Below are 24,252 nucleotides of genomic sequence, written 5' to 3'. Positions count from 1 at the left end.
CGGCGAACCTGGGCCTACACGACGACGACGGTGAGGAGGTCCTCGAGTGCATCGAAGTCCCGCCCGTTCCGCGTGTAGAGGGGAATGCCCTCTGCCACCGCCGTTGCGGCGATCAGCAGGTCGACTGCCCGGGTCCCTCGCGCCTTGCGGCCAGAGGCTGTGACCGCGGCGAACACTCTTCCGTACGCCCGTGCGGCACCGCTGTCGAACGGGAGGGGGTCGAAGGCCGCTTCTGCTCGCTGCAGCCGATCTTGCCGCCGGCTCCGTTCGTCTGAGTCAGTCGTCGCATGTGGCCCAGCAGCCAGCTCTGCCATGGTGAGCGAGCTCACCGCGACCTCTGCCGGCAGCGAATCGGCGTCGATGTCCTCGAGATCGATCAACACCGACGTGTCGAGGACTCCTCGAGCGTGGCGCCGTGCATGCTCAGCCACGGGGTGCGATGCCTTGTTCGACGATCTCGTCGAGGTCACGGCGCAGGCGCTCGTAGTCCACCGCTGGCGCAGACCGGAACAGCGCGACGGCGGACTCTGCCGGCACGAAGCGATGACGCCGCAGGGGACTGAGCTCGCCGACCGGGGTGCCCCGGCGCGTCACGATGAAGCTCTCGCCCTTGTCGAGCTCTCGCATGATCTTCCCGCTCTCGTTGCGGAGCTCCCGCTGGGTGATCTCACGACTCATGCCAACAAAGTAGCACCACGTGCTACAAGGCTGAGTCAACCTCTGTTGACAGTCGGCCTAGGTCAACGTAGGTTGACTTCTATGGATGACGCGACGACCCTGGCCAAGGCGGCAGGCGGGTCGGACCCCACCAAGGGACTGCAAGCGGTGGCTGCGCTCCGAGTGCTGCTGGAGCGTCTCGAGGCGCTTCAGGTCGACGGCGCAAGGTCCGCCGGCTGGTCGTGGCAGGAGATCGCCGACGCCCTCGGGGTGAGCAAGCAAGCCGTCCACAAGAAGTTCGCCGCGGGTCGCCTGGCTCGCAGACTGGGGAGGTAGCAGCGATGTTCGAACGGTTCACGCGCGACGCTCGCGATGCGATCATCACCGCGCACAGCGAAGCGCGATGTCTCGCGAGCTCGTGCATCGGTCCTGAGCACATCCTGCTCGGCGTGGCGAGTGTCGAGAGCCCCGCACGAGCTGTGCTCAACGAAGCCGGGGCTTGCTACCCGTCTGTTCGTCGCGTCGTCCAGCAGCGTCACGACGCTCCAGCGAGGATCAGCGACGACGACGCAGAAGCCCTTGCCGGCATCGGAATCGACCTCGAGGAGGTCCGCCGCGCGACCGAGGAGGTGTTCGGCCCCGGAGCTCTCGACCGTCCCGCGCCCAAGCTTGGGCGCGGCAGCGGCGCCCCGCCCTTCTCGCCGAGCAGCAAAGAGGTCCTCGAGCTGGCCCTCCGCGAGGCCATCCACCGCAAGCAACGCATGATCACACCCGGACACCTTGCTCTCGGCCTGTGTGGCGATCACACCGAACCGGTCGAGATCCTCCGACAGCTCGACATCGACATCGAGGATCTCCGAAGCGCCATCGAGCGAACGCTCGTGACGTAGCGAAGCGGGATGGCAGCCAGGACGCTAGGGGAACCTGAAGCAGATGCTCGACCCGGAAGGCAACCACTTCTGCGTCGCCGACGAGTGGGAACGGACCTCGCCGCCCATGCGTGCCGTTCTCCGGTAGATCACCCCTCGGCTTCGACGATGGTCGAGGCAGCTCGCGTTGCGGCGGCGCGTACTCGCGGGATCGGGTCCGACTCCAAGGCGGCGACAGAGTCGAGGAGGTCTCCCATCCGATGCCGGGCTATGACCTTGCAGGCCATCTCCCGGACCCGCCAATGCTCGTCGCGGAGCGCCTCTCGGAGCACCGTGGTGTCTGTGCCGGGCCCTGCCCACAGCAACCCACGCCCTCCCCAGACGCGAAGGCAATACGCCTGGTGTTCCGGCTGGCCATCGTTGAGGTAGCGGATCGCCGCAGGTCCCCCGAGCGTGATGATGAAATCGGGCTCTGCAGCACCCCCGGCAAGCAAGATGCGACATCGTCGGATGACCTCGGGCCGACCGAGCTCGAGGCAGGCCCCCTCGACTCGGACCCGGGGTGCAACCACGTCGACAGCCTACGAGTGACCTGCCACCGCGGGCTCGACCTTGATCATCGCCGATCCGAATCGTCAGGTGCCGTCGGCGACGTGGTCGGGCGAGTCCATCGGGTCTGGGTCTCCCTCCCACGGGCTGCGCGTGGTCGACCCCGGCATGTCGCAGGAGCGGAGGGTGCCGAGGATGCCGGGAAGAGGGCGGAGCTCAGCGCTCCGAGGGTTCCCTCCGGCGCTCGAGGAGCCAGACGATGAGCGCGGCGCCGAGGACGCCCAGCAGCAGCCCACCGGGCTCGCGGAACACCAGGAGGCCGACGAGGCCACCCAGGAACGAGCCGCCGATGCCCACCAGGATCGTCTGGCCGATCGACATGGGGTTGGGCCCGGGGATCGCCAGGCGGCCGAGGGCGCCGACTACGAGGCCCTGGAGGACGAGGGCGAGCAGGACGAGGATGATCTCCATGGCCGGTAGTGTGCCCGGCCCGGCCCGGCCCGACCTCGAGGAGCGGTGTGATCCACCTGGCCATCGACGAGCAGGTGGCGGTCGTCACGATCGACCGCCCCGAGCGGCGCAACGCCGTCGACCACGAGGCGCTCGAGCAGCTGCGCGAGGCGGTGTCGTCGGCGCTCGAGTCGCGGGCACGGGCGCTGGTGCTCACCGGTGCGGGCGGGCACTTCTGCGCCGGAGCCGACCTCACCACGCTCGAGGACGTCGGGTTCACGGTGGTGCTCCGTGAGGTGCTCGACCTCCTCGCCGGGGTGCCCATCGCCACCGTGGCCGCCGTGGAGGGCGCTGCCCTTGGCCTCGGCACCCAGCTGGCGGTGTCGTGCGACCTCCGGGTCGCTACCCCCGACGCCCGCTTCGGCATCCCCGCCGCCAAGCTCGGCCTGATGGTCGACGCCCGGACGCTGCAGCGCCTGAAGTCGCTCGCCGGGGACGGGCCCACGCGGGCGATGCTCCTGGCCGCCGAGTCGATCGACGGCGCGTCGGCCCACCGCCTCGGCCTGGTGCAGCGCCTCGGAACGCCCGCCGACGCCGTGGCGTGGGCCCACGAGATCAGCGCCCTGGCGCCGCTCACGATCGCCGGCACCAAGGCGATGCTCGACCGGCTGGAGCCCCCACCGGCCGACGATGAGGTCATCGCTGGCGCCTTCGCTCGGGCGTGGGGCAGCGCCGACCTCCGGGAGGGCCAGGCCGCGTTCCACGAGCGCCGGTCCCCGCGGTTCGAGGGTCGGTAGCCCGTCGGTCAGATGTTGGCGGGGAAGAGGCGGCCTACCTGCTCGAAGCAGAGGAAGAGGGCGACGGCGAAGAACGGGAAGGCCAACAGGTAGGGCGGCCACCGCCGCCAGCGGGTGGAGACGAACCAGGCCGCCAGCCAGATGGTGGCGGCGGCGAGCCCCCAGAGCAGGGCGGGCACCCGGGCGGTGGGGTCGCCGGAGAGGCCGGCCGCAGCGTTCTCCCCGATGACCTGGCCGCTGATCACGCGGTCGCCGCCCGTCCCGGCGGGGTCGTCGCCCTCCTGCTCGTCGTCGCTCTCCGGGTCGTCGCCATCCGGGTCGTCGCCATCCGGCCCGTCGTCGGGGAGGGCGGGCAGCGTCGGGGCCTCCGGCGGGGTGGCGGGCTCCAGCGCCTCGCCGTCGAGGGTGGCGACCACGATGAGTCGCTGGCGGGCGCTGAAGCGCGGGTGGCAGGTCGTGAGGGTGAGCCGGGCGTCGTCGCTGGGGTCGAGCACCTCCACCTGGTCGGGGCGCACCACCGTCACCGACGACACCAGGTAGCGGAACTCCCCGCGCGGGGTCGTCACCAGGATCTCGTCGCCCTCCTCGAGCTCGCCGATGTCGTAGAAGGGCGCGCCGTAGGTGGTGCGGTGGCCGGCGATGGCCGAGTTGCCGAGCTCGCCGGGCAGGGGCGTGCCGGGGAAGTGGCCGGGTCCCCGCTTGAGGTCGTCCAGGCTCACGCCCTCGACCACCACCTTGTCGACCCCGATGCGGGGGATCTGCAGCCGGGCGACGGCGTCACCTTTGACCGGCGGGGGCGCGGTCGTGGTCGTGGTCGTGGTCGGCTCGGGCCCGGTGGTGGTCGTGGTGGTGGTGCCAGGGACGGTGGTCGGCGTCAGCGCCGCCTCGAACTCCGCCTCGAGCTGGGACTGGGCCCTGGCCTCCTGCAGGCCGGTGCCCCAGAGCTGGTAGGCCACGAAGGCGAGGACGAGCACGCCCACGGTGATCAGGACCCGGCCCACGGCCCCCACCACCCGCGCCAGACGCATGTGAGCAGCGTAAACGCCCTGCGTCGCGCCTCCACCGCGCCTTGGTGGACCTTCGAGGGCGCCGGTAGCGTTGCCATGGTCGCCATGGACCACGCTGTGCACCTCCGCTCCGCGGTCTGCCTTCTCGGCCGGTTCCCCGCGCTCGCCGGCCTCGACCTCGACGTCGGCGCGGGTCAGGTGGTGCTGGTGCGCGGCCCCAACGGGGCGGGGAAGTCGACCCTCCTGCGGGCGCTGGCCGGCCTGGTGCCCGTCAGCTCCGGCGAGGCGGTGGTGCTCGGTCGCGACCTGCGCCGCGACCGGCGGGCCGTGCGCCGCGACGTGGCCATGCTCGGCCACGCCAGTGGCCTCTACGACGACCTCACGGTGGCCGACAACCTTCGGTTCTGGACCCGCGCCGCCGGTGGCACCGCCGCCGACGCCGAGACGGCCATGGCCCGCCTGGGCCTCGACGGCCGCCTCGCCGACGTGGCTGCCGGCCGCCTCTCCGCCGGCCAGCGTCGCCGCACCGCCCTGGCCGGCCTCCTCGCCCGCCGGGCGTCGCTCTGGTTGCTCGACGAGCCCCACGCCGGCCTTGACGCCGAGGGTCGCGACACGCTCGACGCCTTGGTGGCCGAGGCCGCCGGCGCCGGCACCACCATCCTGCTCGCCAGCCACGAGCTCGAGCGCGCCGCCGCCGTCGCCGGGCGCATCGTCACCATCGCCGGCGGCCGCGTCGTCGACGACTCCGGTCCGCCGGTGCCGGCGTCAGGGGGGCGGGCCCATGTTGCGTGACGCCCTCCTCGTGGCCGGCAAGGACCTCCGCATCGAGGCGAGGTCACGCGTGGCCCTCAACCAGGTGGCGCCCTTCGGGGTGCTCGTCCTGGTGCTCTTCGCCTTCGCCCTCGACCCCGATCGCGGGGTCCTGGTCCGGGCCTCGGCCGGGCTCTTCTGGGTCGCGGTGCTGTTCTCGGCCCTGCTCGCCGTTCAGCGCTCCCAGGCGGTGGAGTCGGGCGATGGCGCGCGCGACGCCCTCCGCCTCTCGGGCCTCGACCCGGCGGGGATCTTCCTCGGGAAGGCGGCGGCGGTCGCCGCCCAGCTGCTGGTGCTCGAGGTGCTGCTGGGCTTCGGCGTGGTGATCCTCTACAACGTCGACGTGGCCGGTCTCGGCACCCTCGTCGTGACCGCCCTGGTCGCGACCGTGGGGCTGGCCGCCGCAGGTACCCTCTACGGGGTGCTCGCCGCCGGGCTGCGGGTGCGAGAGACGCTGCTCCCGCTCCTGCTCCTCCCGGTGACGGCGCCGGTGCTGATCGCGGCGACCCGTGCCTCGGAGGCGGCCCTCACGGGGGTCACCCTCGACGTGGCCACGGGTGACTGGATCGGGCTCCTCGGCGTGTTCGCCGTGGTGTACGTGGCCTTTGGGGTCGTGGCCTTCGGGCCCCTGATGGAGGAAGCATGACGCAGACACAGGAGCGAGCGGGCGCCGGCAGCGCGCTGACGCTGAGCCTCGGCCTGGCCGGGTTGGTGGCGCTTGCCGTCACGGTGGGCCTCGGCCTCACGCTCCCGGCCACCGTCGAGCAGGGCGAGTACGCCCGACTCATCGCCATCCACCCCGGCCTGGCGTGGGCGTCGTACATCGCCTTCGGGGTGACCGCCCTCGCCAGCGCCCTGTGGCTCTGGCCCACCACCCGCTCGCTCACCTGGGACCTCACCGCCGGCGCCTCCGCCGAGATCGGCGTGCTGTTCACCGCCCTGACCCTGGCCACCGGCTCGATCTGGGGCCGGCCCACCTGGGGCGTCTGGTGGGTGTGGGACGCCCGCCTCACCCTCTCGGCCCTCATGCTCGCCATCTACCTCGGCTACCTGGCGCTGCGCCGGGTGCCCGCCGACGCCGAGGTCCGGGGACGCCGCTCGGCGGTCACCGCCCTGCTGGCCGTCACGATCGTGCCCATCAACCACTTCGCCGTGGAGTGGTGGCGCACCCTGCACCAGGGCCGCTCGCTGGCCCAGATGAACCCCTCCAGCGAGCTCGACGGCGCCTTCATCGGGGCCATGGCGATGGGCTTCCTCGCCATGACCCTGCTGTACGGCTGGTTCCTCGGCCACCGCGTCCGCGTCGCCCGGCTCGAGGAGGCGCTCGACGACGACGCCCTCGCCGCGGCCATCGAGGAGCGCCGGCGCGAGGCGGTGGTGGGCTGATGGGCTACGTCGCCGCCGGCTACGGCATCACCCTGGTGGCCCTGGCCGCGTATGCCGCCCACCTCCTGCGCCGCGGTCGCGCCCTCGGCCGGGCCGTCGACGAGCGCAAGCGATGATCGACGCCGACGACCACGGCACGCCGAGCGCCGACGAGCAGGGCGGCCCCGACGCCTCCTCGCCCCGCCGCCAGTTCCAGCGCAACCGCCTCCGCCTCGGCGTGGCCATCGCTGTGGTGTGTGGCGCCCTGGCGTTCCTGGTGATCCAGGGCCTCGGCGAGGCCACCACCTTCTTCCGCAACGCCGACGAGGCCGTCGCCCAGCGCGACGAGCTCGGGACCAGCCGCTTCCGGCTCCAGGGCACGGTCGTGCCCGGTTCGGTGCAGGAGGTCGGCAGCGTCGCCGATCCGGCGGTGCTCTTCGAGGTGGAGTTCCACTGCGAGCGGGTGGCCGTGCGTCACACCGGCAGCCGCCCCGAGCTGTTCCAGAACGGCATCCCCGTCGTGCTCGAGGGCGCCTTCGGCGAGACCGGCGACACCTACGAGAGCGACCGCATCTTCGTGCGCCACACCGAGGAGTACACCGCCGAGGAGGCCGACCGCCTCGAGAAGGCGGCTGAGGAGGGCTGCGAGACGTGAACGCCGCCCTCGGCAGCGCCGGCGTCACCCTCGGCCTCGTCGCCTCCCTCTTCGGCATCGCCACCCTGGCGCTCGGCCTCCGCCGCGGGGCGCGGGGCGCCTCCCTCCTGCGCCTCGGACGGTCGTACGCCTGGCTGATCCTCGGTGGGGCGGTGCTGGCCACCGTCGCCATGGAGATCGCCCTCATCACCCGCGACTTCTCGCTGGTGTACGTGGCCGAGAACGGCAGCACCCTCACACCGGCGCTGTACAACGTGGCCACCCTCTGGGCGGCGCTCGAGGGCTCGATCATCCTCTGGAGCCTGGTGCTCGCCGGCTTCACCGTCGGGGTGGTCGTCAAGTTCCGGCACCGCCTCGACGACCCGCTCGTGGGCTGGGCCACGCTCACCATGTTCGTGGTCTGCGCCTTCTTCTTCGCCCTCATGGTCGGGCCCGCCAACCCGTTCCGAACCGTGGCCGGTGCTGTGCCCACCGAGGGGCCGGGCCCGAACCCCCTCCTGCAGAACCACCCGCTGATGGCGATCCACCCACCGATGCTCTACCTGGGTTACGTGGGCTTCACCGTGCCGTTCGCGTTCGCCGTCGCCGCCCTCGTCACCGGCCGCCTCGGCGAGGGCTGGCTCGCTGCCACCCGCCGCTGGACACTGCTGGCCTGGGGGTTCCTCACCGCCGGGATCCTCCTCGGTGCCTGGTGGTCCTACGAGGTGCTCGGGTGGGGCGGCTACTGGGCCTGGGACCCGGTGGAGAACGCCTCGTTCCTCCCGTGGCTCACCGGCACCGCCTACCTCCACTCGGTGATGGTCCAGGAGCGGCGCGGGATGCTGCGGGTCTGGAACCTCTCGCTGCTCTGCGCCACGTTTGCCCTCACCATCCTCGGCACGTTCATCACCCGCTCGGGCATCCTCGACTCGGTGCACTCCTTCACCGAGTCGCCCATCGGGGGGTGGCTCCTGGGGTTCTTCGCCGCGGTGGTGGTCGTGACGGTGGGCCTCATCGCCTGGCGGGGTGACCGCCTCCGCTCGCCGGGGCGCATCGACTCGCCGCTGTCGCGGGAGGGCGCCTTCCTCGCCAACAACGTGCTCTTCGCTGCCTTCGCCTTCGTGGTGCTGCTCGGCACCGTGTTCCCCCTGGTGGTCGAGGCCCTCCGGGACGACCGCATCTCGGTGGGCACGCCGTACTTCGACCGCATGACCATGCCGATCGGGATGGCGCTGCTGTTCCTGATGGCGGTGGCGCCGGTGCTGCCGTGGCGCAAGGCGTCGGGCGAGCTGCTGCGCGACCGGCTCCAGTGGCCGGCGTGGGCGGGGGCCGCGGCCATCGTCGTGGCCGTGGTCGTCGGCGCGCGGGGCACCGCCCCGCTGGTCGCCTTCGGCCTCGGGGCCTTCGCCGCCGCCGGTGCCATCCGCCAGATCGTCCTCGCCTCTCGGGCGTCGCACCGTGCCGGCCGCGGCGCCTGGCGGGGCCTCGTGGGCCGCTCCAACGGCGGCATGGTCGTGCACATCGGGGTCGTGCTCATCGCCGTGGCCCTGGCCGCCAGCTCCTCCTACGTCAGCTCGCGGGAGCTCCGCCTGGAGGAAGGCGAGTCGGCGTCGCTCGCCGGCCACACCATCACCTACCTGGGCGTGACCGAGTCCCGGCTCGACCGGAAGGTGAAGCTCGAGGCGCGGGTGCGCGTCGACGGCGGCCAGGTGTACGAGCCCTCCCTCAGCCGCTTCGAGGCCACCGGCATGACCATCGGCACGCCGTCGGTGCGCACCGGCCTCGACCGCGACGTCTACCTGACGCTCGTCCAGGCGCCCGAGCGCGAGGGCGGACCGGCCGTCATCGGGATCATCATCCAGCCCCTCGTCACCTGGCTCTGGATCGGTGGCGGGGTGATGGCGCTCGGAACCCTCCTCTCGGCATGGCCGGGCGACCGCCGCCGCCGCCCCGCCGACCCGCCGGGGGCGTCCGCCACCGACGACGATCCCGTCGACGGTCGTGGCGGCGATGGTGACGACGACGACGTCCGCCAGCCGGTGCAGGTCGGCTGACGTGGTTGCCTCCACCGCCGGGCTCGACGACCCGGGCCTCCCCGGCGACGAGCCCCGCCGCGGGCGCTCCGCCCTGTTCGTCGCCCTTGCTGTGGGGGCCGTCCTCGTGGCCCTCATCGCTCTCCTGGCCACCGGCCCCACCGGGGACCGCACGGTGAGCAGCCCCCTCATCGGCCGGCCGGCGCCGGCCACGGCGGGCACGTCGATCGTCGGCGACGCTGAGTTCGACCTGGCCGACGCCGACGGCCGCTACACCCTCGTCAACTTCTTCGCCACGTGGTGCCCCCCGTGCATCGTCGAGCACCCCGAGCTGGTGCGCTTCGCCGCGGCCGGCGAGGCGCGCGGCGACGCCCGGGTGGTGACCGTGGTCCTCCAGGACGACCCCCGGGCCGTGCAGCGCTTCTTCGAGCGCGAGGGTGGCGACTGGCCCGTGCTCGACGACCCCGGTGGCCGCCTGGCGGTGGCCTGGGGGGTGGCCCAGCCGCCGGAGTCGTACCTCGTTGGCCCGGAGGGGACCGTCCGGGCCAAGATCATCGGCGGCATCTCGGCCACCGAGCTCGACGAGCTCCTCGCCCGGGTCCAGGCCGGCGACGGGGTCACCCGCTGATGCGTCGCTGGCTGCCCTGGCTGGCCCTCGTCGTCGTGGTCGGCGCCACCCTTGTGGCCGGTGGCCGTGGTGGCCCGCCGGCGGAGCCGGAGGAGCGGGTGCGGTCGATCGCCGCCACCGTGCGATGCCCGACGTGCGCCGGCCAGTCGGCCGCCGCCTCCAACGCCGCGGCCGCCACCAACATCCGCGGTGAGATCGCGCGGCGCGTGGCCGAGGGCCAGGGTGACGACGAGATCCGGGCTGCCCTCGCGAGCAGCTACGGGGAGTGGATCCTGCTCAACCCTCCCCGCGGTGGGGTCGCGGGCCTGGTGTGGGTGCTGCCCGTGGCGGCGCTGCTGGGCACGGCGGCCGCCCTCGGGCTTGCCTTCCGCCGCCGGCGGGTGCCGGCGATCGACGAGGACCGGGCCGCCTTCGCGGCGGCCCGGTCGCCACGGGGCGGCTGGCCGCGGCAGGCAGCGGTCGTCGTGGCCGTGGTGACGTTGGCGGTCGGCGCCGGCGTGGCGGTGGCCGCGTCGTCGGGCACCAGGCTGCCGGGCGAGACCTTCACCGGGGAGATCCGCCCGACCGCCTCCTCCGAGCTCCGGCGGGCCGCCCTGCTCGCACAGGAGGGCCAGGTGCGCGAGGCGCTCGAGGTCTATGACGGGCTGCTCGAGGACGACCCGGACAACGTCGAGGCCCTGGGCGAGCGCGGCCTGCTGCTGGTCTCCCTCGGGCAGGCCACCGGGCGCCCGGTGCTGCTCGAGGCGGGGAAGGAGTCGGTGGAGCGGGCCCTCGCCCTGCGCCCCGACGACCCCCGATCGCTGTTCTACCTGGGCCTGGCGCTGCGCCTCGAGGGCGACGACCGCGGAGCCGAGGACGCCTTCGCCCGGGCGCTCGATGCCGACCCGCCCCCCGCGCTGCGGGAGTCGATCGAGTCGTTCCTCTCGACCACGGCCACCCCCGACACACCCACGACCACGACCACCCCGTAGGGCGTTGGTCCGCTCGGGCCCGGTCAGGCCCGTTCGAGGGCCAGGTGGGCGGCGGCGAAGTTCCCGCCGGGGCCGACGTCGATCGACCAGATCGAGCCCTTCTTGCACGACCACTCGTCGGCGACGAGGTCGACGCCGCGCCGGTGGAGGCGGTCGAGCAGCGCGCCGATCACGTTGCCGTGGCTGCACAGCACCGCCTCGGTGCCGGCCAGGTCCGCGAGCAGGGCCCACGATGCCTCGATCCGCGCGTCTTCGGCCAGGGCGGGGACCGTCTCCACGTCGATGCCGAGGCGTGCAGCCAGCGGCTCGACGCTCTGGGTGCAGCGGGCGAAGCGGCTGGAGAGGATCCGCTTGACCGGGAACGAGGCGAGGTGATCAGCGAGGCGGTGAGCCTGGCCCCATCCCTCGTCGGTCAGGGGGCGGAGGTCATCAGGGCCGTCCCAGGCGGGCCGGACGCCGGCTTCGGCGTGACGGACGATGTGGAGGGCCATCGGTGCTGCAGCGTAGGCCGCGAGTGCCCGGAACCCGTCACCGGGTGGTCTGGCCGGGCAGTGCGACCGGTCAGCTGCTGCAGGAGAGCATGGAGCAGCCCACGCGGTCGCGGGCCCACTCCGGCCGACGGTCGGCGAAGCGCTCCCGTCCGGGCTGCTCGTCGTAGGGCCGGCGCAGCACGTCGAGCAGCTCGGTGACGAGCGAGGCATCGCCCTGCTCGGCCAGGTCGATGGCCTCCTGGGCCAGGTAGTTGCGCAGCACGAAGCGGGGGTTGAGGGCGTCCATGCGGTGGCGGCGTTTGTCGTCGTCGAGACCGCCAGCGGCCGCCCGCTCGCCCCACGACCGCAGCCACCCGACGATGGCCTCGCGCACGTCGCCCACCACCTCGTCGGGCTGGTACCAGGAACCGTCGAGGGGCGCGAGGAGGTCGTCGTCGCCGGCGTCGGGGTCGACGGGCACCCGGGCGAGGTCGCGGAAGAACCGCACCTGGTCGACCTCGGTGCGCACGAGCACGCCGAAGAGCGCCTCGGTCAGGGCGTCGTCGCCGTCGCGCGGCGCCCCCCAGCCGAGGCGCGCCGCCGTCATCTCCCGGAAGCGCCGGTGATAGGTGTCGCCGTAGTCGTGCAGGGCGGCCTCGAAGGGGCCCGGGTCGTCGGTGAGGGCGACCAGGGCGTTGGCCAGCTGCAAGAGGTTCCACTGCACCACCTGCGGCTGGGCGCCGTAGCGGTAGCGACGCATGCCCGCATCGGTGGTGTTGGGCGTCCACCCTGGGTCGAAGCTCTCGAGCCACCCGTAGGGGCCGTAGTCGATGGTGAGGCCGGTGATCGACATGTTGTCGGTGTTGAGCACGCCGTGGACGAACCCCACCCGCATCCAGTCGACGACCAGCTCGGCCGACCGGTCGCAGACCTCGGCGAACATGGCCGCTACCTGCCCGGCGAGCGGCACGGCGTCGTCGACCAGGTGGGCGAAGTCGGTCCGCAGCGTGACCTCGACGAGCTGGCGGAGGAGCTCGAGGTCGCCCCGCGAGGCGGGCAGCTGGAAGGTGCCGAACCGGGTGAACGATGGCGCCACCCGACACACCACGGCGCCCGGCTCGGCCGCCGGGTTGCCGTCGTAGAGGACGTCGCGGACGACCTGGTCCCCGGTGGTCACCAGGGAGAGCGCCCGGGTCGTGGCGATGCCGAGGTGGTGCATGGCCTCGCTGCAGAGGAACTCGCGGATCGACGACCGCAGCACGGCTCGCCCGTCGGCGGTGCGGGAGTACGGGGTCGGCCCCGCACCCTTCAGCTGCAGCATCTGGTGGCCTCCCTCGCGGTCGACCACCTCACCGAGGGCGATGGCTCGCCCGTCGCCGAGCTGGCCCGCCCAGCTGCCGAACTGGTGGCCGCCGTAGACCATGGCGAAGGGGTCGGCGCCCGCTGGGATGCGGCTGCCGGCGAAGACCTCGGCGAAGTCCTGCGACCGGCACAGCTCGGGGTCGAGGCCGAGGAGGTCGGCGACCTCGGGTGACCAGGCCAGGGTGCGGGGCGCGGCGACCGACGTGGGCTGGACCCGGCTGTAGGCGGCACCGTGGACCTGGCGCCGGCTTCCGGAGGTGTCGGGGTCGGCCGGGAGCAGCGACGTGAAGCGGTTGTCGAACGGCAGCCGGTCGAGGTCGGTGACCAGCTCGCCGGTGCTCGTCGGTGTCGTCCCGGGGGCCATGGCGCCGACGGTACCCGGGCCCCGGCCGGATCCGAACGCCTGCTACCCCCGGCCGTAGTGGCGCGGTGCTCGGTACGAGGCACCCACGAAGGGCCGGCCCCGCCGGGTCGTGAACCGCCACTGGAGGGAGATGCGAGTGCCCACCGGTTCGCGCAGGTACGGGACGCTGTGCTCCCAGTCGGCCTGGCAGCGACCGCCCATCACCAGCAGGTCGCCGGGCCCCGGCGCCAGATCGTGGACGGCGCCCCGGCCCTCGGAGTGGTCGTGGCGGGCGGTTCGGGGCCGCAGGAGCCACGGGCGGCGAGCCCCCAGGCTGAGCACGGCGATGACGGTGTCGTCGAGCCAGCGCATGTCGGTGTCGCGGTGGAAGGCCTGGCCGTCGCGGTGGTCGCGGTACTGGATGATCCCGAAGCCGTCGAAGGTGGCGCGGTATCGACGCTGGAGGAGCCGCGTCACCTCCGCCAGGGCAGGGTGGGGGAGGGGCCGCCCGCGCTTCCAGGACGAACCGAGGCGTCGCTCTTCGACCATGTGGTCGTATCGGAAGAGCCGGCTCGTTCGCCACGGCACCTCGGCGAGGAGCACGTCGAAGAGGTGGTCGGCGCCGCGCAGCCAGCCGCGGCTGGTGTCGACCCACGACCCCTCGTCGAGCGCCAGGCGCTCGATGGTGGCGTCGGCATCGACGCGGACGACGCCCGTGGGGTCGACGATCGGACCGTCCATCCGACCAGCATGCCGCGGGGTCGTGGCGCTACGCGCGCCTTGTGTCACCGCCCGCCGTAGAGGCGACGGACGACGTCTTCGATGTCGGGTTCCTCGACGGCGAGGTCGACGAGGCGGGCGTGGGCGCCGACCGCAGAGGCCAGCTCGGCGGCGGTGGTGCGGGTGCGGTCGAAGCGCAGCCACTGGCGGGGGCCCTCGACCCGGACCACCTCGGCGTCGGCGAGCTGCAGCGGCGGCATCGACGTCTCGAGGTCGACCACGAGGGTGCGGTGGGCACCGTGGGCTCGCAGCAGCTCGGTCACCTCGCCGTCGTAGGCGACCCGACCGTGGTCGATGACCACCAGTCGTCGGCACAGCCGCTGCACGTCGGCCAGGTCGTGGGTGGTGAGCAGCACGGTGACGCCTCGCTCCGCGTTGACCTCGGCCAGGAAGTCGCGCACACGGGACTTCGAGACCACGTCGAGGCCGATGGTGGGCTCGTCGAGGTAGAGGATCTCGGGGTCGTGCAGGAGGGCGGCGGTGAGGTCGCCGCGCATGCGCTGGCCGAGGGAGAGCTGGCGCACGGGCGTGTCGAGGAACGGACCCATGTCGAGCAGCTTGGTGAAGGCCGCCAGGTTCTCGGCGTGGCGAGAGGCGGGCACGTCGTAGATGTGACGCAGGAGGGCGAAGGAGTCGCGCAGCGGCAGGTCCCACCACAGCTGGGTGCGCTGGCCGAACACCACCCCGATGCGCCGGGTGAGCTCGATGCGCCGGCGCGACGGGTCGAGGCCCGCGACGCGGACGGTGCCCGCCGACGGCACGAGGATGCCGGTCAGGAGCTTGACCGTGGTCGACTTGCCGGCGCCGTTGGGGCCGATGTAGCCGACCATCTCGCCCCGGACGACGTCGAGGGTGATCCCGTCGACTGCGTGGACCGTCACCCGCTCGCGCCGCAGGCGACCGGCCCGGCGGCGCAGCACGAACGTCTTCTCGACCTCGTCGAGGGTGATGAGGCCCACGGTCAGCTCCCGGTGCTGCGGTAGTGGCGGACGGCGACGCGCCAGGTGACGGTGGCCACGACGGTCAGGGCGACGGCGACGAGGGGTGCGGCGTAGCGGAGGGGGCCGGGGATCCCGAGCGTGTCGTCCTTGCCGAGCACGGCGAGGGCGGGGACGTAGTTGACGAAGGCGAGCGGCACCACGAACGCCAGCGAGCGCACCACCTCCCCGTAGACCGGCAGCGGGTACTGCGTGAGGAAGCCACCGCCATAGGTCACCGCGTTGGCGGCCTCCCGTCCCTCGACGGTCCAGAACGTGGCCGCCGCGCTGATGACCCAGATGCCGCTGAAGATCACGGTGCCGCCCACGATCATCAGGGCGATCATGGCCAGGCGCAACGGGGTCCATGCCACGTCGAGGGCCATCATGGCGATCACGAGCACCACGAGCGGTTGGAGGGGCCGGCTGGCGCGCCGAAGGGCGAACTCATCGGTGACCAGCTGGAGGAGGGTCCCCACCGGCCGCAGCAAGATGATGTCGAAGCTCCCGGTGCGGATGCGCTCGCTGGCCTTGTCGACCGAGCCGACGAAGAGGTCGGCGATGCCGAAGGCGATCCCTGCGGTGCCGTAGAGGAACGCCACCTCGGCCAGGGACCAGCCCGCCAACGACGGCACCCTGCCGAAGATCACGGCGATCATGGCGAAGTCCATGGTGGTCACCAGGAAGGTGCCGGTGGCCAGCATGACCAGCGACGTCCGGTACTGGAGGTCGCTGCGGATGCGGGCGCCGATGAGCCGCCGCCACAGCCGCGCGTTGCGCGCGGTCGCCTCGACCACGTCAGCCACCCTGGACCACCACCTTGCGCAGGGCCAGGTTCGCCAGCGCCCGCCCGGCGAGGCCGAGCACCACGATCCAGGTCACTTGCACGGCCACCACGCCCGCCACCCCCCGGGCGTCGTGGAGGCCGAGGAACACCTCCACCGGCAGCTGCACCATCGCCCGTAGCGGCAGCGCGGCGGCCACGCCCTGGAGCCACCCGGGGAAGAACGTGGTGGGGATCAGGAAGCCCGAGAAGAACATGGCGGTGACGCCGGCGAGGGTCTGCATCCCCCGGTCGTCGAGCAGCCAGAACGTGGTGAGGGAGATGATGAATCGCCACGTGAAGCTCACGACCACCGCCAGCACCAGCACGAGGGCGGACGCCGCGATCCCGCCGAGGCTTGAGGGCACCACCAGTGAGAAGGCGAGGAAGCCGGCGGCGAAGCTGGCCACGCCGCGCGACAGGAAGCCGAACGCGGCCCGGCCCAGGTCCTGGCTGAGCCAGTAGAGCTGGAAGTCGACGGGGCGGTAGAGGTCGATGGCGACGTCGCCGGTCTTGATGCGCTCGGCCAGGCCCATGTCGGGCCCGCCCCCGCCGAAGATGGCGATGGGGACGATCAGCGCCTGGCTGTAGAAGCTGTAGGTGACAACGCCGGCCTCGTCGAAGCCGCCGATGGGCCCGGCCTGGGCGACGACCGCCAGGAGGATGTAGGCCCGCATGTAGCCGAACGCCACGTTGGGCACGAGGCCGCCGAGCATGGCGGCGCGATAGGTCGACCATCGCTGGAACGACCGCCGCGTGAGCTCCCAGAACAACCGCACTGCCGAGCCCCCTGGCGCGCGCCGACCGGCCCCGGCCGGGCTGACCGGGGGGTGGGGCAGGTTAGGCGCGACCCCGTGGGTCCTGGGCCATGGGTCAGCCGCGGGCCATCCCGTAGAGGTGCCCGACCGGCAGGCGCACCACCAGGCGCCGGTCGCGCACCATGGCGGCGCGGTAGTCGTCCCAGTCGTCGTGCTCGCCCTGAAGCGACCGGTACAGCGCCACCAGCTCCTCGACCGTGTCGTCCCCCGGGTCGGCGGCGACCGCCGACAGGTCGGCGTCGCCCTCCACCACGGCGTAGGACCAGAAGTCGTCGCTGGTGACGTGCAGGCTCGCCCTCAGGTCGCGCCGCAGGTTCGCCGTCTTGGCCCGGCCGTCGGTCACCGAGATCCGCACGATCCCGTCATCGCCGAGGGCGTACATGATGTTGGACAGCTGCGGTCGCCCATCGCGCTTGAGCGTCACCAGCACGCCCCGGTGGTGATCGGCGATCAGTTGGCGGAGCACATCGTCGGGCATGGCCGGTGCAACCGAGGGCGCCCGCCGCTGATTCCCCGCCGGGCGGCGCCGGCGCCTGTCTCCAGCTGGTGCGGCCGCTACGACGGCGAGCCGGGGGCGACGAGGGGCCATGGTCGCTCGCGCTCCACGGCCAGGGCCACGTCGAGCAGGACTGCTTCCTGGTGGTGTGGCGCCATCACCTGCACGCCCACCGGCAGGCCGCCGACGGTGCCGGCGGGGATGGAGATGCCGGGGTTGCCGTAGATGTTGCCCGGGATGGTGAGGCGCCCGTTGTTGCCGGGTTCGGACTTGATGCCGCCGAAGGTGTCGGGCAGCGGCCCCTCGGCGGCGAAGGCCACGTCGGGGTTGGTGGGGGTGACCACCAGGTCGACGTCGTCGAAGAGGCCGGCCATGGCCTCGAACAGCTCGGTGCGGCGCTGCTCCAGCAGGATGCGGGCGTCGATGCCGTAGCGGTCGTGGGCGAAGCGCAGGCCGTGGCGGATCTGGGGGGTGAGCTGGTCCTCGCAGTCGGGCCAGCGGTCTCCGAGGGCGGCGAACTCGGCCAGCAGGCCGGCCAGGGCCCAGGCCGTGCCCATGGAGGGGATGCGCACGTCGACGTCGACGCGCGTCAGGCCCAGGTGGTCGGTGAGCCAGCCCCCGAGCTCGTCGACGATCCCCACCACGTCGGGCGCCACGGTGGCGTCGGCAAAGGTGGGCAGCACGGCCACGCGCGCGCCGCGGAGGTCGCCGAGGTGCGAGCCGAGACCGGCCTCCCATCCCTCGACGCGCGGCAGGCTGAGTGGGTCGCGCCGGTCGTGGCCGTTGGAGACGTCGAGCCAGCGGGCGCTGTCGCGCACCGAGCGGCTGATGCAGCCGGGCACGGCGGTGAGTGAGCCGATCTCGGAGTGGGGACCCTTCGGGATGCGGCCGTAGGTGACCTTGAGCCCGACCATGCCGGTGAAGCCGGCAGGGATCCGAATCGAGCCACCACCGTCGCCGGCGGTGCCGATGGTGACGTGGCCGCCGGCCACCGCCGAGGCGGTGCCACCCGAGGAGCCTCCGGGTGTGCGATCGGGCTGCCAGGGGTTGCGGGTGATGCCGTTGAGCACGGTGCGGGTGAGGTTCACGCCCCCGAACTCGCTGGCCGTCGTCATGCCGACGAGCACGGCGCCGGCATCCCGGAGGCGGCTGACCTTGGTGGCGTCGTAGGCCGAGACCTGGTCAGCGAGGGGGACCGAGGCGTTGGTGAAGGGCCACCCGGCGACATGGTCGAGCTCCTTGATGCCCATGGGCACACCGCCGAAGGGCAGCGACACGTCGGCCTCGGCGGCCGTCCGGCGTGCCACCTCGTCGTCCCGGAACGACCAGGCGTTCAGCTCGGAGGCGTCGATGGCGGCGAGGGTGGCCTCGAGCTCCTCGGCAGGGCTGCGCTCGCCACTGCGGAAGGCGTCGACGAGCGAGCAGGTATCGCCCGGCCAGGGTGCGTCGGTCACGGTCATGGCGGCACGGTAGCGACGGTCGGCGCGCCGGTGCACCGGCGCCCCGGTGCGCCGGGCAAGCCGGCGGCGATGGAGGTCGCACCCGAGGGAGTCGGTAGGTTGGCAGCGGAGTCGGGACGAGCGCAGGGAAGACCATGGGACCACGAAACGGACAGCGGACCCCGCGGGCGCTGCTCGTGGTCACGATGGTGGTCACCGCGGCCGCCGCCCTCGCGGTGGCCCCGCCGGTGGGCGCCCACGGCGACGCCGCCGCCCGCGCGGCGAGCACCGTGACCGAGGCCGAGGTCAACCCGAGCGGTCGCATCACCGGCCTCGAAGTGCCCGTTCAGACGATCGACGGCACGGCCGGCCTCGACGCCCAGCCCACGCCTCGTGCCGAGTGCGGTCCCGGCTCCCACCCCGAGACGGGCGCCCAGGGACGGGTCCCGCGCAGCGAGGTCGAGAGCGGTCGGGCGGCGGAGGGCTACTGGTGCAACGCCGAGCTCGTCTCACACGTGGGCCAGACCGGCGGCTACAAGGTGGAGCGCTACGTCGACACCTCGGGCAACGAGTGCGCCTACTACGACACGACGCTCCTCTTCCCTGCCAACGTGATCAACCTGTCGGGCGGCGACCTGACCGGCGTCGCCGTGCTCGACATGTCCGACCCGTCCGAACCGGTGAAGACGACGACGCTCGTGAGCCCGGCCATGCAGTCGCCGCACGAGTCGCTGGTCCTCAACCAGGAGCGGGGCCTCCTGGCCGCCGTGACCGCCAACCCGATCTACTACCCGGGCATCGTCGACATCTACGACCTCACCGAGGACTGCCGCCAGCCGACGCTGAAGGCCAGTGCTGCGGTGGGTGTCCTCGGCCACGAGAGCGGCTTCGCTCCCGACGGCAACACGCTCTACATCTCGTCGCTGTCCGGCCGGACGGTCACGGCCATCGACGTCAGCGACCCCACGGTCCCGCTGCCCCTCGGCATCTACGACTTCAACTCCCACGGGATCAACCTCAGCGACGACGGCAACCGCCTGTACATGGCGGCCAACGGCAACGAGTCGTCCAACAGCCCGAAGGGCCTCCTGGTCCTCGACGTGAGCGAGATCCAGTCGAGGGAGCCGAACCCCACGGTCGAGGTCCTCTCCAGGAGCACCTGGGCGCTGGTGAGCACCCCTCAGATCAACGTCCCGGTGACCATCGACGGCCACCCGTACCTGGTCGAGATGGACGAGTTCCGGGGCAGCGAGGAGCGCGTCGGCGCGGCGCGCATCATCGACATCGCCGACGAGACGGCGCCGGTGATCGTCTCCGACATCCGCCTCGAGGTCAACCAGGCCGAGGCCCACCGCGGCGAGCAGGCCGACGACCCAGGCACCGGCTCGCTCCAGAACTACACCGGCCACTACTGCGACGTGCCGTCCCGGGTCGATCCTGGGATCGTCGCCTGCACCTTCATCCTGTCGGGGCTGCGCGTGTTCGACATCCGCGACCCGGCCCAGCCGCGCGAGATCGCCTACTTCAACGGGCCCATCAACGCGAGCGCCGCGCCCGTCAGCGAGGGCGCCTACGCCATGGCCAGCCCCTCCTTCGCGCCGGAGCGAAGGGAGATCTGGTACTCCGACGGCAACAGCGGGTTCTACGCGGTCCGCCTCACCAACGGCGTCTGGGACCCGCCGGAGGCCCTGGCCGCCGACGCGGCCACCCCCACGGCGGCCCCCAGCGACGGGGCACCGCCGCGGTCGCAGATCCCGGCCACGGGCGCGGTGCTGCCCGTCCTCGCAGGGCTGGCCGCCGCCGGCGCGGCCCTCGGCCTACGCCGCCTGGAGCGGCGCAGCACCTGTCGTCAATCGGGGTCGTGACCGACGAGGCACCGCCGCCGCCGATCCTGCCACTCGGCGACGCCGAGCTCCGGGTCGTCATGAGCCTGGTCGAGAAGCAGGCGACGGTGCCCGAGAGCTATCCCCTCACCCTCAACGCCCTTCGGTCGGCGTGCAACCAGAGCACGAGCCGCTTCCCGGTGGTGGCGTACGACGAGCGCACCGTGATGGACGCGCTCGACTCGCTCAAGGCCCGTAAGGTGCTCCGCTTCGTGCACCCCGGTGCCGGTGCCCGCACCACCCGCTACCGTCACGTGCTCGACGAGGCGCTCGACCTGGCCCCCGACGAGCTCGCCCTCTTGGCCGTGCTGGCGCTGCGCGGCCCGCAGGCGCCCGGCGAGCTGCGGACCCGTGCCGAGCGGCTGCACGCCTTCGCCAGCCTCGCCGAGGTGGAGGAGGTGCTCGAGCGCCTCGCCGGCCGCGACCAGCCCCTCGCCGTGCACCTCCCTCGCCAGCCCGGGCAGAAGGAGGCTCGCTGGGCCCACCTCCTCAGCGGTCCCGATGCGGTCGTGGTGGAGGCGGCATCGGCTGCGCCCGCAGCCAGCGGGTCGTCCCGCTCGTCGGTCGACCCCGATCGCATCGAGCGCCTCGAGCGGGAGGTCGCCACCCTCCGCCGACAGCTGGCGCAGCTCTACGAGGCCATCGGCGAGGACCTGCCCGGGCTCTGACCTTGGTCAGGAGGTGCACCGGACGGTTCTGGCACCAGGATCGCGCTGCTTATCAGCGCGCTTCTGGTGCCAGAAGGCGTCGGGTGAGCGCTGGGGCGGGGTCAGCCGGCGGGGCGGCCCAGCGCCAGCAGCCGGTCGACCACGCCCGGCAGCGCTGCGCAGAAGGCCTCGACCTCGTCGTCGGTGGTGGACCACCCCACCGAGGCGCGCAGCGAGCGCGAGGCGTCGACGCCCATGGCCTCGAGCACCGGTGAGGGTTCCAGCGACTCTGAGGAGCATGAGGACCCGGAGTGCACGGCGACACCCGCCTGGTCGAGCCCCAACAGGACGGGCTCCGCCTCGACCCCCGCCACCGCCAGGCAGACCAGGTGGGGGAGCCGGCCGCCCGGGTCGGGGTCACCGAGGACGTCGACGCCCGGTCCGAGCGCGCCCGAGGCTGCTGCGTCGGTCACCCGGGCGATGCGGCGGCGGGCGTCCGCGGCTTCGTGGTCGAGCGCCCCCTCGGCGAGAACCGCCGCCGCCGCGCCGAAGCCGGCCACACCGGGGACGTTCTCGTAGCCGGCGCGGCGGGCACGTTCCTGGTCGCCGCCGACGAGGAGGGGCCGCAGCCGCAGGCCTCGGCGCACGAGGAGGGCGCCCACCCCGGGCGGGCCGCCGAGCTTGTGGGCCGACACGGAGAGCAGGTCGGCGTCGAGGCCGACGAAGTCGATCGGGACGTGGCCGGCGGCCGACGCGGCGTCGACGTGGATGAGCACGCCCCGCTGTCGGCAAGCAGCGACGACCTCGGCCACCGGCTGGAGGGTGCCGACCTCATGGTTGCCCCATTGCAGGTGCACGAGGGCGGTGCCGGCCTCGATCGCGGCGAGGACCGCGTCGGGGTCGACCCGACCGAGGCGGTCGACGCCCACTTCGGTCACGCGGTGGCGGGCCGAGGCCTCACGGACGGCGGAGTGCTCCACCGCCGGCACCACCACGTGGTCGCCCCGCTCGGTGGCCATCCAGGTGGCGGTCACGATCGACTCGGTGGCGCCGCTGGTGAAGATCACCTCGCGCGACCGGGCGCCGAGGAGCGCGGCGACCTGCTCGCGGGCGACCTCGACCGCCACCCGCGCCGCGTGGCCCTCGCTGTGGATCCGTCCCGGGTCGGCGGCGGCCGCGAACCAGGGGAGCATCGCCTCGACCGCCCGCGGCCGGGTGGGCGACGTCGAGGCGTGGTCGAGGTAGGCCCGGCCGGCCACGCTCAGCCGTGGACCGCGGTGATGCAGGTGTCGTCGCCGAGGGCCCTCGACATGGACGTCTCGGGGTCGGTCTCGCCGTAGAGGGCCCCGAGCATGCCCTTGACCATCCCGCGGTCGACCGCGCACACCACCGGCGAGACCACCGCCGCCCCGCCGAAGGGACAGTGGTCGGAGACGATCTGCACGCCGTCGCCCCCTTCCTCGGTGTGGGCGGCGAAGCCGTGGGCGGTGAGGGCGTCGGCCACGGCGTGGAGGGCGGCGCGGAACGAGCGCTGGGCGCCACCGGGCTGGAGCGACGCGGCCAGGGCCTTGCCGTAGCTGACGCCGACGTCCTCGGCCATTGCCTCGGCGACCTCCTGGGGGAGCAGCTCGAGTGCCCGGCTCAGGAGCGACAGGACCAGGTCGTCGCGCTTGACGGGGAAGTCGAGGGCCACGTCGGTCTCGGCGACGGCGAAGCGCTTGGACGGCCGGCCGGCGCCGCCGCTGCCGCGCCCCACCCGAACCTCGAGGTAGCCGCCGCCGGCGAGCTTGTCGAGGTGGTGACGGGCGACGTTGGCGTGGAGGTCGAAGTGCTCGGCCACCTCGGAGGCGGTCACGCCCTCGGTCCGCTCGTGGGCGAAGAGGTAGATCTGGCGGCGGGTGGGGTCGCCGAACGCCGAGGTGATGGCGGTGACGGCCGAGGTGAAGTCGTCGGCGGAGAAGGGCACCCTGGGGGCGGGCTCCACGGCGAGGGGGTCACTCGGCACGGCCGGTATTCTACCTATGCGCGTAGGTGAAATCCCCGCAACCAAGGAGAGCGACGCTCGCATGGCCGTCACCGAAGCCCAGATCCTCGATGCCGTCGGGGGTGTCACCGACCCCGAGCTGCACCAGAGCGTCGCCGATCTCGGCATGGTCAGGCGGGTGTCGGTCGACGGGTCGAGGGTGGCGGTGACCCTCGCCGTCATCGTCGACGACTACGCCCAGCCCGACGAGCTGATCGCCCGCACCGGCGAGGCCGTGGGAGCGGTCGAGGGGGTGCGCGACGTGGCCGTCGACCTGGTGGCCATGAGCGACGACGAGCGCGCCGATCTCCGCCTGCGCCTCCACGGCGACCCCGCCGCCACCGCCGGAAGCGGGCCCGCCCACGGCCACGCCCAGGGCCGGGCGGTGCCCTTCCAGGACCCCGGCAACCGGACCCGCGTCCTGCTCGTCGCCTCGGGCAAGGGCGGCGTGGGCAAGTCGTCGGTCACCGTCAACCTCGCCGTCGCGCTGTCCCAGCGCGGCAAGCGGGTGGCGGTCGTCGACGCCGACGTGTGGGGGTTCTCGATCCCGCCGATGCTCGGTGTCGACCGGCCGCCCACCCTGGTCGACAACACCATGATCATCCCGCCCACGGCCAACGGCATCACGGTCGCCTCGATCGGGTTCTTCGTGCGCGACGACCAGCCGGTGGTGTGGCGCGGCCCCATGCTCCACAAGGCCCTCGAGCAGTTCCTCACCGACTTCTACTGGGGTGCCCCCGACTTCCTCGTCGTCGACATGCCGCCCGGCACCGGCGACATCTCCCTCTCCATCGCCCAGTTCCTCCCGCGGTCGGAGGCCTACATCGTCACCACGCCGCAGTCGGCCGCCCAGCGGGTGGCGCAGCGAGCCGGGCTCATGTTCCAGAGCGACCAGCTCAAGATCCCGGTGCAGGGTGTCATCGAGAACATGAGCTGGTTCACCGGTGACGACGGCACCCGCTACGAGCTCTTCGGGGCCGGCGGTGGTCAGGTGCTGGCCGACCGCCTCGGTGTGCCGCTCCTCGGCCAGGTGCCCCTCGTGCGCGAGCTGCGCGAGGGCGGCGACGTCGGCCGGCCCATCACCGTGGCCGACCCCGACGGTGAGGTCGCCATGGCCTTCGCCGCCATCGCCAAGCAGATCGACGAGGACCTCGCCCCGACCAAGCGGCGGCACCCAGAGCTGAAGGTGATCTAGGTTCAGAGGGCCTCGACGGACAGCAGCACCGCCATGCCCACCACCAGCGTGAGGGCGACGCTTCGGAACCGCCAGGCCACCGCGGCGGCGACGGCTCCGGCGAGGAGTCGGGGCTGGACGAGGTCGAGGGTGCCCTCCGGGCGGAGCAGAGCGGGCAGCACGAGGGCGGCCAGCGCCGCCGGCGGGATCTGGCGCAGCACCCGGTGGACGCCCGGCGGCACCGTGG

Annotated in this window: 29 protein-coding genes; 14 read left to right on the top strand and 15 right to left on the bottom strand. The window is 72.9% G+C overall.

Annotation, left to right across the window (positions count from 1 at the left end; all coding sequences use genetic code 11):
- Nucleotides 1-14: 14 nt before the first annotated feature.
- Together VMN58_11485 and VMN58_11480 are read right to left on the bottom strand one after the other, a co-directional pair.
- Entirely contained in the window at nt 15-431 is a 417-nt protein-coding gene (locus VMN58_11485) for a type II toxin-antitoxin system VapC family toxin (protein HUF33816.1), read from the bottom strand.
- Entirely contained in the window at nt 424-678 is a 255-nt protein-coding gene (locus VMN58_11480) for a type II toxin-antitoxin system prevent-host-death family antitoxin (protein ID HUF33815.1), read from the bottom strand. Before VMN58_11480 ends, VMN58_11485 begins: the two co-directional genes overlap by 8 nt.
- An 81-nt stretch (nt 679-759) precedes the next feature.
- Here VMN58_11480 and VMN58_11475 point away from each other — a divergent pair, with 81 nt between their 5' ends.
- Nucleotides 760-993: a hypothetical protein gene (locus VMN58_11475; GenBank protein ID HUF33814.1), complete on the top strand. Its 234-nt coding sequence runs from the start codon at nt 760-762 to the stop codon at nt 991-993.
- 5 nt (nt 994-998) lie between these two features.
- Nucleotides 999-1,547: a Clp protease N-terminal domain-containing protein gene (locus tag VMN58_11470; GenBank protein HUF33813.1), complete on the top strand. Its 549-nt coding sequence runs from the start codon at nt 999-1,001 to the stop codon at nt 1,545-1,547.
- A 744-nt stretch (nt 1,548-2,291) separates the two neighbouring features.
- Here the strand turns inward: VMN58_11470 and VMN58_11465 are convergent.
- Nucleotides 2,292-2,546, bottom strand: coding sequence for a hypothetical protein (locus VMN58_11465; GenBank protein HUF33812.1), 255 nt, complete (start codon nt 2,544-2,546; stop codon nt 2,292-2,294).
- Nucleotides 2,547-2,593: 47 nt separating this feature from the next.
- Between VMN58_11465 and VMN58_11460 the strand changes: the two genes are divergently transcribed.
- Nucleotides 2,594-3,322: an enoyl-CoA hydratase gene (locus VMN58_11460; protein HUF33811.1), complete on the top strand. Its 729-nt coding sequence runs from the start codon at nt 2,594-2,596 to the stop codon at nt 3,320-3,322.
- A gap of 8 nt (nt 3,323-3,330) precedes the next feature.
- Here the strand turns inward: VMN58_11460 and VMN58_11455 are convergent, their stop codons facing one another.
- Nucleotides 3,331-4,350: a class E sortase gene (locus tag VMN58_11455; GenBank protein HUF33810.1), complete on the bottom strand. Its 1,020-nt coding sequence runs from the start codon at nt 4,348-4,350 to the stop codon at nt 3,331-3,333.
- Nucleotides 4,351-4,434: 84 nt separating this feature from the next.
- On the opposite strand from VMN58_11455, the gene ccmA reads away from it, so the two are divergent.
- The 8 genes from ccmA to VMN58_11415 are packed head-to-tail and all read left to right on the top strand — an operon-like array spanning nt 4,435 to nt 10,770.
- Nucleotides 4,435-5,121 (top strand): heme ABC exporter ATP-binding protein CcmA, encoded by a 687-nt coding sequence (gene ccmA, locus VMN58_11450; protein ID HUF33809.1) that lies wholly within the window; start codon nt 4,435-4,437, stop codon nt 5,119-5,121.
- A complete protein-coding gene (locus VMN58_11445; GenBank protein ID HUF33808.1) occupies nt 5,111-5,785 on the top strand; it encodes a heme exporter protein CcmB in 675 nt (224 codons plus the stop codon). Before ccmA ends, VMN58_11445 begins: the two co-directional genes overlap by 11 nt.
- Complete coding sequence (gene ccsA, locus VMN58_11440) at nt 5,782-6,525, top strand: cytochrome c biogenesis protein CcsA (protein HUF33807.1); 744 nt, start codon at nt 5,782-5,784, stop codon at nt 6,523-6,525. Before VMN58_11445 ends, ccsA begins: the two co-directional genes overlap by 4 nt.
- Nucleotides 6,525-6,641: a heme exporter protein CcmD gene (ccmD, locus tag VMN58_11435; GenBank protein HUF33806.1), complete on the top strand. Its 117-nt coding sequence runs from the start codon at nt 6,525-6,527 to the stop codon at nt 6,639-6,641. The genes ccsA and ccmD overlap by 1 nt, the downstream gene beginning before the upstream one ends.
- Entirely contained in the window at nt 6,638-7,159 is a 522-nt protein-coding gene (locus VMN58_11430; GenBank protein ID HUF33805.1) for a cytochrome c maturation protein CcmE, read from the top strand. Before ccmD ends, VMN58_11430 begins: the two co-directional genes overlap by 4 nt.
- Nucleotides 7,156-9,192 carry a heme lyase CcmF/NrfE family subunit gene (locus tag VMN58_11425; GenBank protein HUF33804.1) on the top strand — a complete coding sequence of 679 codons (2,037 nt, stop codon included), beginning with the start codon at nt 7,156-7,158 and terminating at the stop codon, nt 9,190-9,192. The genes VMN58_11430 and VMN58_11425 overlap by 4 nt, the downstream gene beginning before the upstream one ends.
- A 1-nt stretch (nt 9,193) precedes the next feature.
- Nucleotides 9,194-9,799 (top strand): TlpA disulfide reductase family protein, encoded by a 606-nt coding sequence (locus VMN58_11420; GenBank protein HUF33803.1) that lies wholly within the window; start codon nt 9,194-9,196, stop codon nt 9,797-9,799.
- Nucleotides 9,799-10,770 (top strand): cytochrome c-type biogenesis protein CcmH, encoded by a 972-nt coding sequence (locus VMN58_11415; protein ID HUF33802.1) that lies wholly within the window; start codon nt 9,799-9,801, stop codon nt 10,768-10,770. Before VMN58_11420 ends, VMN58_11415 begins: the two co-directional genes overlap by 1 nt.
- Before the next feature lie 23 nt (nt 10,771-10,793).
- Here the strand turns inward: VMN58_11415 and VMN58_11410 are convergent, their stop codons facing one another.
- The 8 genes from VMN58_11410 to VMN58_11375 form a co-directional block, all read right to left on the bottom strand.
- On the bottom strand, nt 10,794-11,261 hold the full coding sequence (locus VMN58_11410) for a phosphoglycerate mutase family protein (protein ID HUF33801.1): 468 nt from the start codon (nt 11,259-11,261) through the stop codon (nt 10,794-10,796).
- Between the two features lie 70 nt (nt 11,262-11,331).
- Nucleotides 11,332-12,966: a YdiU family protein gene (locus VMN58_11405; GenBank protein HUF33800.1), complete on the bottom strand. Its 1,635-nt coding sequence runs from the start codon at nt 12,964-12,966 to the stop codon at nt 11,332-11,334.
- A 42-nt stretch (nt 12,967-13,008) separates the two neighbouring features.
- On the bottom strand, nt 13,009-13,686 hold the full coding sequence (locus VMN58_11400) for an alpha-ketoglutarate-dependent dioxygenase AlkB (protein ID HUF33799.1): 678 nt from the start codon (nt 13,684-13,686) through the stop codon (nt 13,009-13,011).
- A 44-nt stretch (nt 13,687-13,730) separates the two neighbouring features.
- Nucleotides 13,731-14,684, bottom strand: coding sequence for an ATP-binding cassette domain-containing protein (locus VMN58_11395; protein ID HUF33798.1), 954 nt, complete (start codon nt 14,682-14,684; stop codon nt 13,731-13,733).
- A 2-nt stretch (nt 14,685-14,686) separates the two neighbouring features.
- The gene (locus tag VMN58_11390) at nt 14,687-15,499 is read right to left on the bottom strand and encodes an ABC-2 family transporter protein (protein ID HUF33797.1); all 813 of its coding nucleotides are present in this window, start codon (nt 15,497-15,499) and stop codon (nt 14,687-14,689) included.
- A gap of 1 nt (nt 15,500) precedes the next feature.
- Nucleotides 15,501-16,304, bottom strand: coding sequence for an ABC-2 family transporter protein (locus VMN58_11385; protein HUF33796.1), 804 nt, complete (start codon nt 16,302-16,304; stop codon nt 15,501-15,503).
- Nucleotides 16,305-16,398: 94 nt separating this feature from the next.
- The gene (locus VMN58_11380) at nt 16,399-16,821 is read right to left on the bottom strand and encodes a PPOX class F420-dependent oxidoreductase (GenBank protein HUF33795.1); all 423 of its coding nucleotides are present in this window, start codon (nt 16,819-16,821) and stop codon (nt 16,399-16,401) included.
- A gap of 77 nt (nt 16,822-16,898) precedes the next feature.
- Nucleotides 16,899-18,299, bottom strand: a complete 1,401-nt coding sequence (locus VMN58_11375; protein ID HUF33794.1) for an amidase — start codon at nt 18,297-18,299, stop codon at nt 16,899-16,901.
- A gap of 134 nt (nt 18,300-18,433) precedes the next feature.
- Here VMN58_11375 and VMN58_11370 point away from each other — a divergent pair, with 134 nt between their 5' ends.
- Nucleotides 18,434-20,143 (top strand): hypothetical protein, encoded by a 1,710-nt coding sequence (locus tag VMN58_11370; protein ID HUF33793.1) that lies wholly within the window; start codon nt 18,434-18,436, stop codon nt 20,141-20,143.
- Nucleotides 20,140-20,829, top strand: coding sequence for a YceH family protein (locus VMN58_11365; protein HUF33792.1), 690 nt, complete (start codon nt 20,140-20,142; stop codon nt 20,827-20,829). The genes VMN58_11370 and VMN58_11365 overlap by 4 nt, the downstream gene beginning before the upstream one ends.
- A gap of 101 nt (nt 20,830-20,930) precedes the next feature.
- On the opposite strand, the gene VMN58_11360 is transcribed toward VMN58_11365, so the two are convergent.
- Together VMN58_11360 and VMN58_11355 are read right to left on the bottom strand one after the other, a co-directional pair.
- Nucleotides 20,931-22,067: an aminotransferase class V-fold PLP-dependent enzyme gene (locus VMN58_11360; GenBank protein HUF33791.1), complete on the bottom strand. Its 1,137-nt coding sequence runs from the start codon at nt 22,065-22,067 to the stop codon at nt 20,931-20,933.
- Between the two features lie 2 nt (nt 22,068-22,069).
- On the bottom strand, nt 22,070-22,813 hold the full coding sequence (locus VMN58_11355; protein HUF33790.1) for a helix-turn-helix domain-containing protein: 744 nt from the start codon (nt 22,811-22,813) through the stop codon (nt 22,070-22,072).
- Nucleotides 22,814-22,874: 61 nt separating this feature from the next.
- On the opposite strand from VMN58_11355, the gene VMN58_11350 reads away from it, so the two are divergent.
- Nucleotides 22,875-24,026, top strand: a complete 1,152-nt coding sequence (locus VMN58_11350) for an Mrp/NBP35 family ATP-binding protein (GenBank protein HUF33789.1) — start codon at nt 22,875-22,877, stop codon at nt 24,024-24,026.
- A gap of 2 nt (nt 24,027-24,028) precedes the next feature.
- On the opposite strand, the gene VMN58_11345 is transcribed toward VMN58_11350, so the two are convergent.
- A partial coding sequence (locus tag VMN58_11345) for an AzlD domain-containing protein (GenBank protein HUF33788.1) occupies nt 24,029-24,252 on the bottom strand: 224 nt, incomplete at its 5' end.

It is taken from the genome of Acidimicrobiales bacterium (assembly GCA_035512495.1).
GTDB lineage: Bacteria > Actinomycetota > Acidimicrobiia > Acidimicrobiales > CADCSY01 > DATKDW01.
The sequence above is the reverse complement of the archived record's forward strand: the minus strand, read 5'-3'. Positions and strand labels throughout refer to the sequence as shown.

Excerpts from the sequence above, each read along its gene's own strand:
- VMN58_11480 (HUF33815.1), bottom strand. The coding sequence starts at position 678 with ATGAGTCGTGAGATCACCCAGCGGGAGCTCCGCAACGAGAGCGGGAAG.
- VMN58_11475 (HUF33814.1), top strand. The coding sequence starts at position 760 with ATGGATGACGCGACGACCCTGGCCAAGGCGGCAGGCGGGTCGGACCCC.
- VMN58_11470 (HUF33813.1), top strand. The coding sequence starts at position 999 with ATGTTCGAACGGTTCACGCGCGACGCTCGCGATGCGATCATCACCGCG.
- VMN58_11465 (HUF33812.1), bottom strand. The coding sequence starts at position 2,546 with ATGGAGATCATCCTCGTCCTGCTCGCCCTCGTCCTCCAGGGCCTCGTA.
- VMN58_11455 (HUF33810.1), bottom strand. The coding sequence starts at position 4,350 with ATGCGTCTGGCGCGGGTGGTGGGGGCCGTGGGCCGGGTCCTGATCACC.
- ccmA (HUF33809.1), top strand. The coding sequence starts at position 4,435 with ATGGACCACGCTGTGCACCTCCGCTCCGCGGTCTGCCTTCTCGGCCGG.
- VMN58_11445 (HUF33808.1), top strand. The coding sequence starts at position 5,111 with ATGTTGCGTGACGCCCTCCTCGTGGCCGGCAAGGACCTCCGCATCGAG.
- ccsA (HUF33807.1), top strand. The coding sequence starts at position 5,782 with ATGACGCAGACACAGGAGCGAGCGGGCGCCGGCAGCGCGCTGACGCTG.
- ccmD (HUF33806.1), top strand. The coding sequence starts at position 6,525 with ATGGGCTACGTCGCCGCCGGCTACGGCATCACCCTGGTGGCCCTGGCC.
- VMN58_11430 (HUF33805.1), top strand. The coding sequence starts at position 6,638 with ATGATCGACGCCGACGACCACGGCACGCCGAGCGCCGACGAGCAGGGC.
- VMN58_11415 (HUF33802.1), top strand. The coding sequence starts at position 9,799 with ATGCGTCGCTGGCTGCCCTGGCTGGCCCTCGTCGTCGTGGTCGGCGCC.
- VMN58_11410 (HUF33801.1), bottom strand. The coding sequence starts at position 11,261 with ATGGCCCTCCACATCGTCCGTCACGCCGAAGCCGGCGTCCGGCCCGCC.
- VMN58_11405 (HUF33800.1), bottom strand. The coding sequence starts at position 12,966 with ATGGCCCCCGGGACGACACCGACGAGCACCGGCGAGCTGGTCACCGAC.
- VMN58_11400 (HUF33799.1), bottom strand. The coding sequence starts at position 13,686 with ATGGACGGTCCGATCGTCGACCCCACGGGCGTCGTCCGCGTCGATGCC.
- VMN58_11380 (HUF33795.1), bottom strand. The coding sequence starts at position 16,821 with ATGCCCGACGATGTGCTCCGCCAACTGATCGCCGATCACCACCGGGGC.
- VMN58_11375 (HUF33794.1), bottom strand. The coding sequence starts at position 18,299 with ATGACCGTGACCGACGCACCCTGGCCGGGCGATACCTGCTCGCTCGTC.
- VMN58_11370 (HUF33793.1), top strand. The coding sequence starts at position 18,434 with ATGGGACCACGAAACGGACAGCGGACCCCGCGGGCGCTGCTCGTGGTC.
- VMN58_11350 (HUF33789.1), top strand. The coding sequence starts at position 22,875 with ATGGCCGTCACCGAAGCCCAGATCCTCGATGCCGTCGGGGGTGTCACC.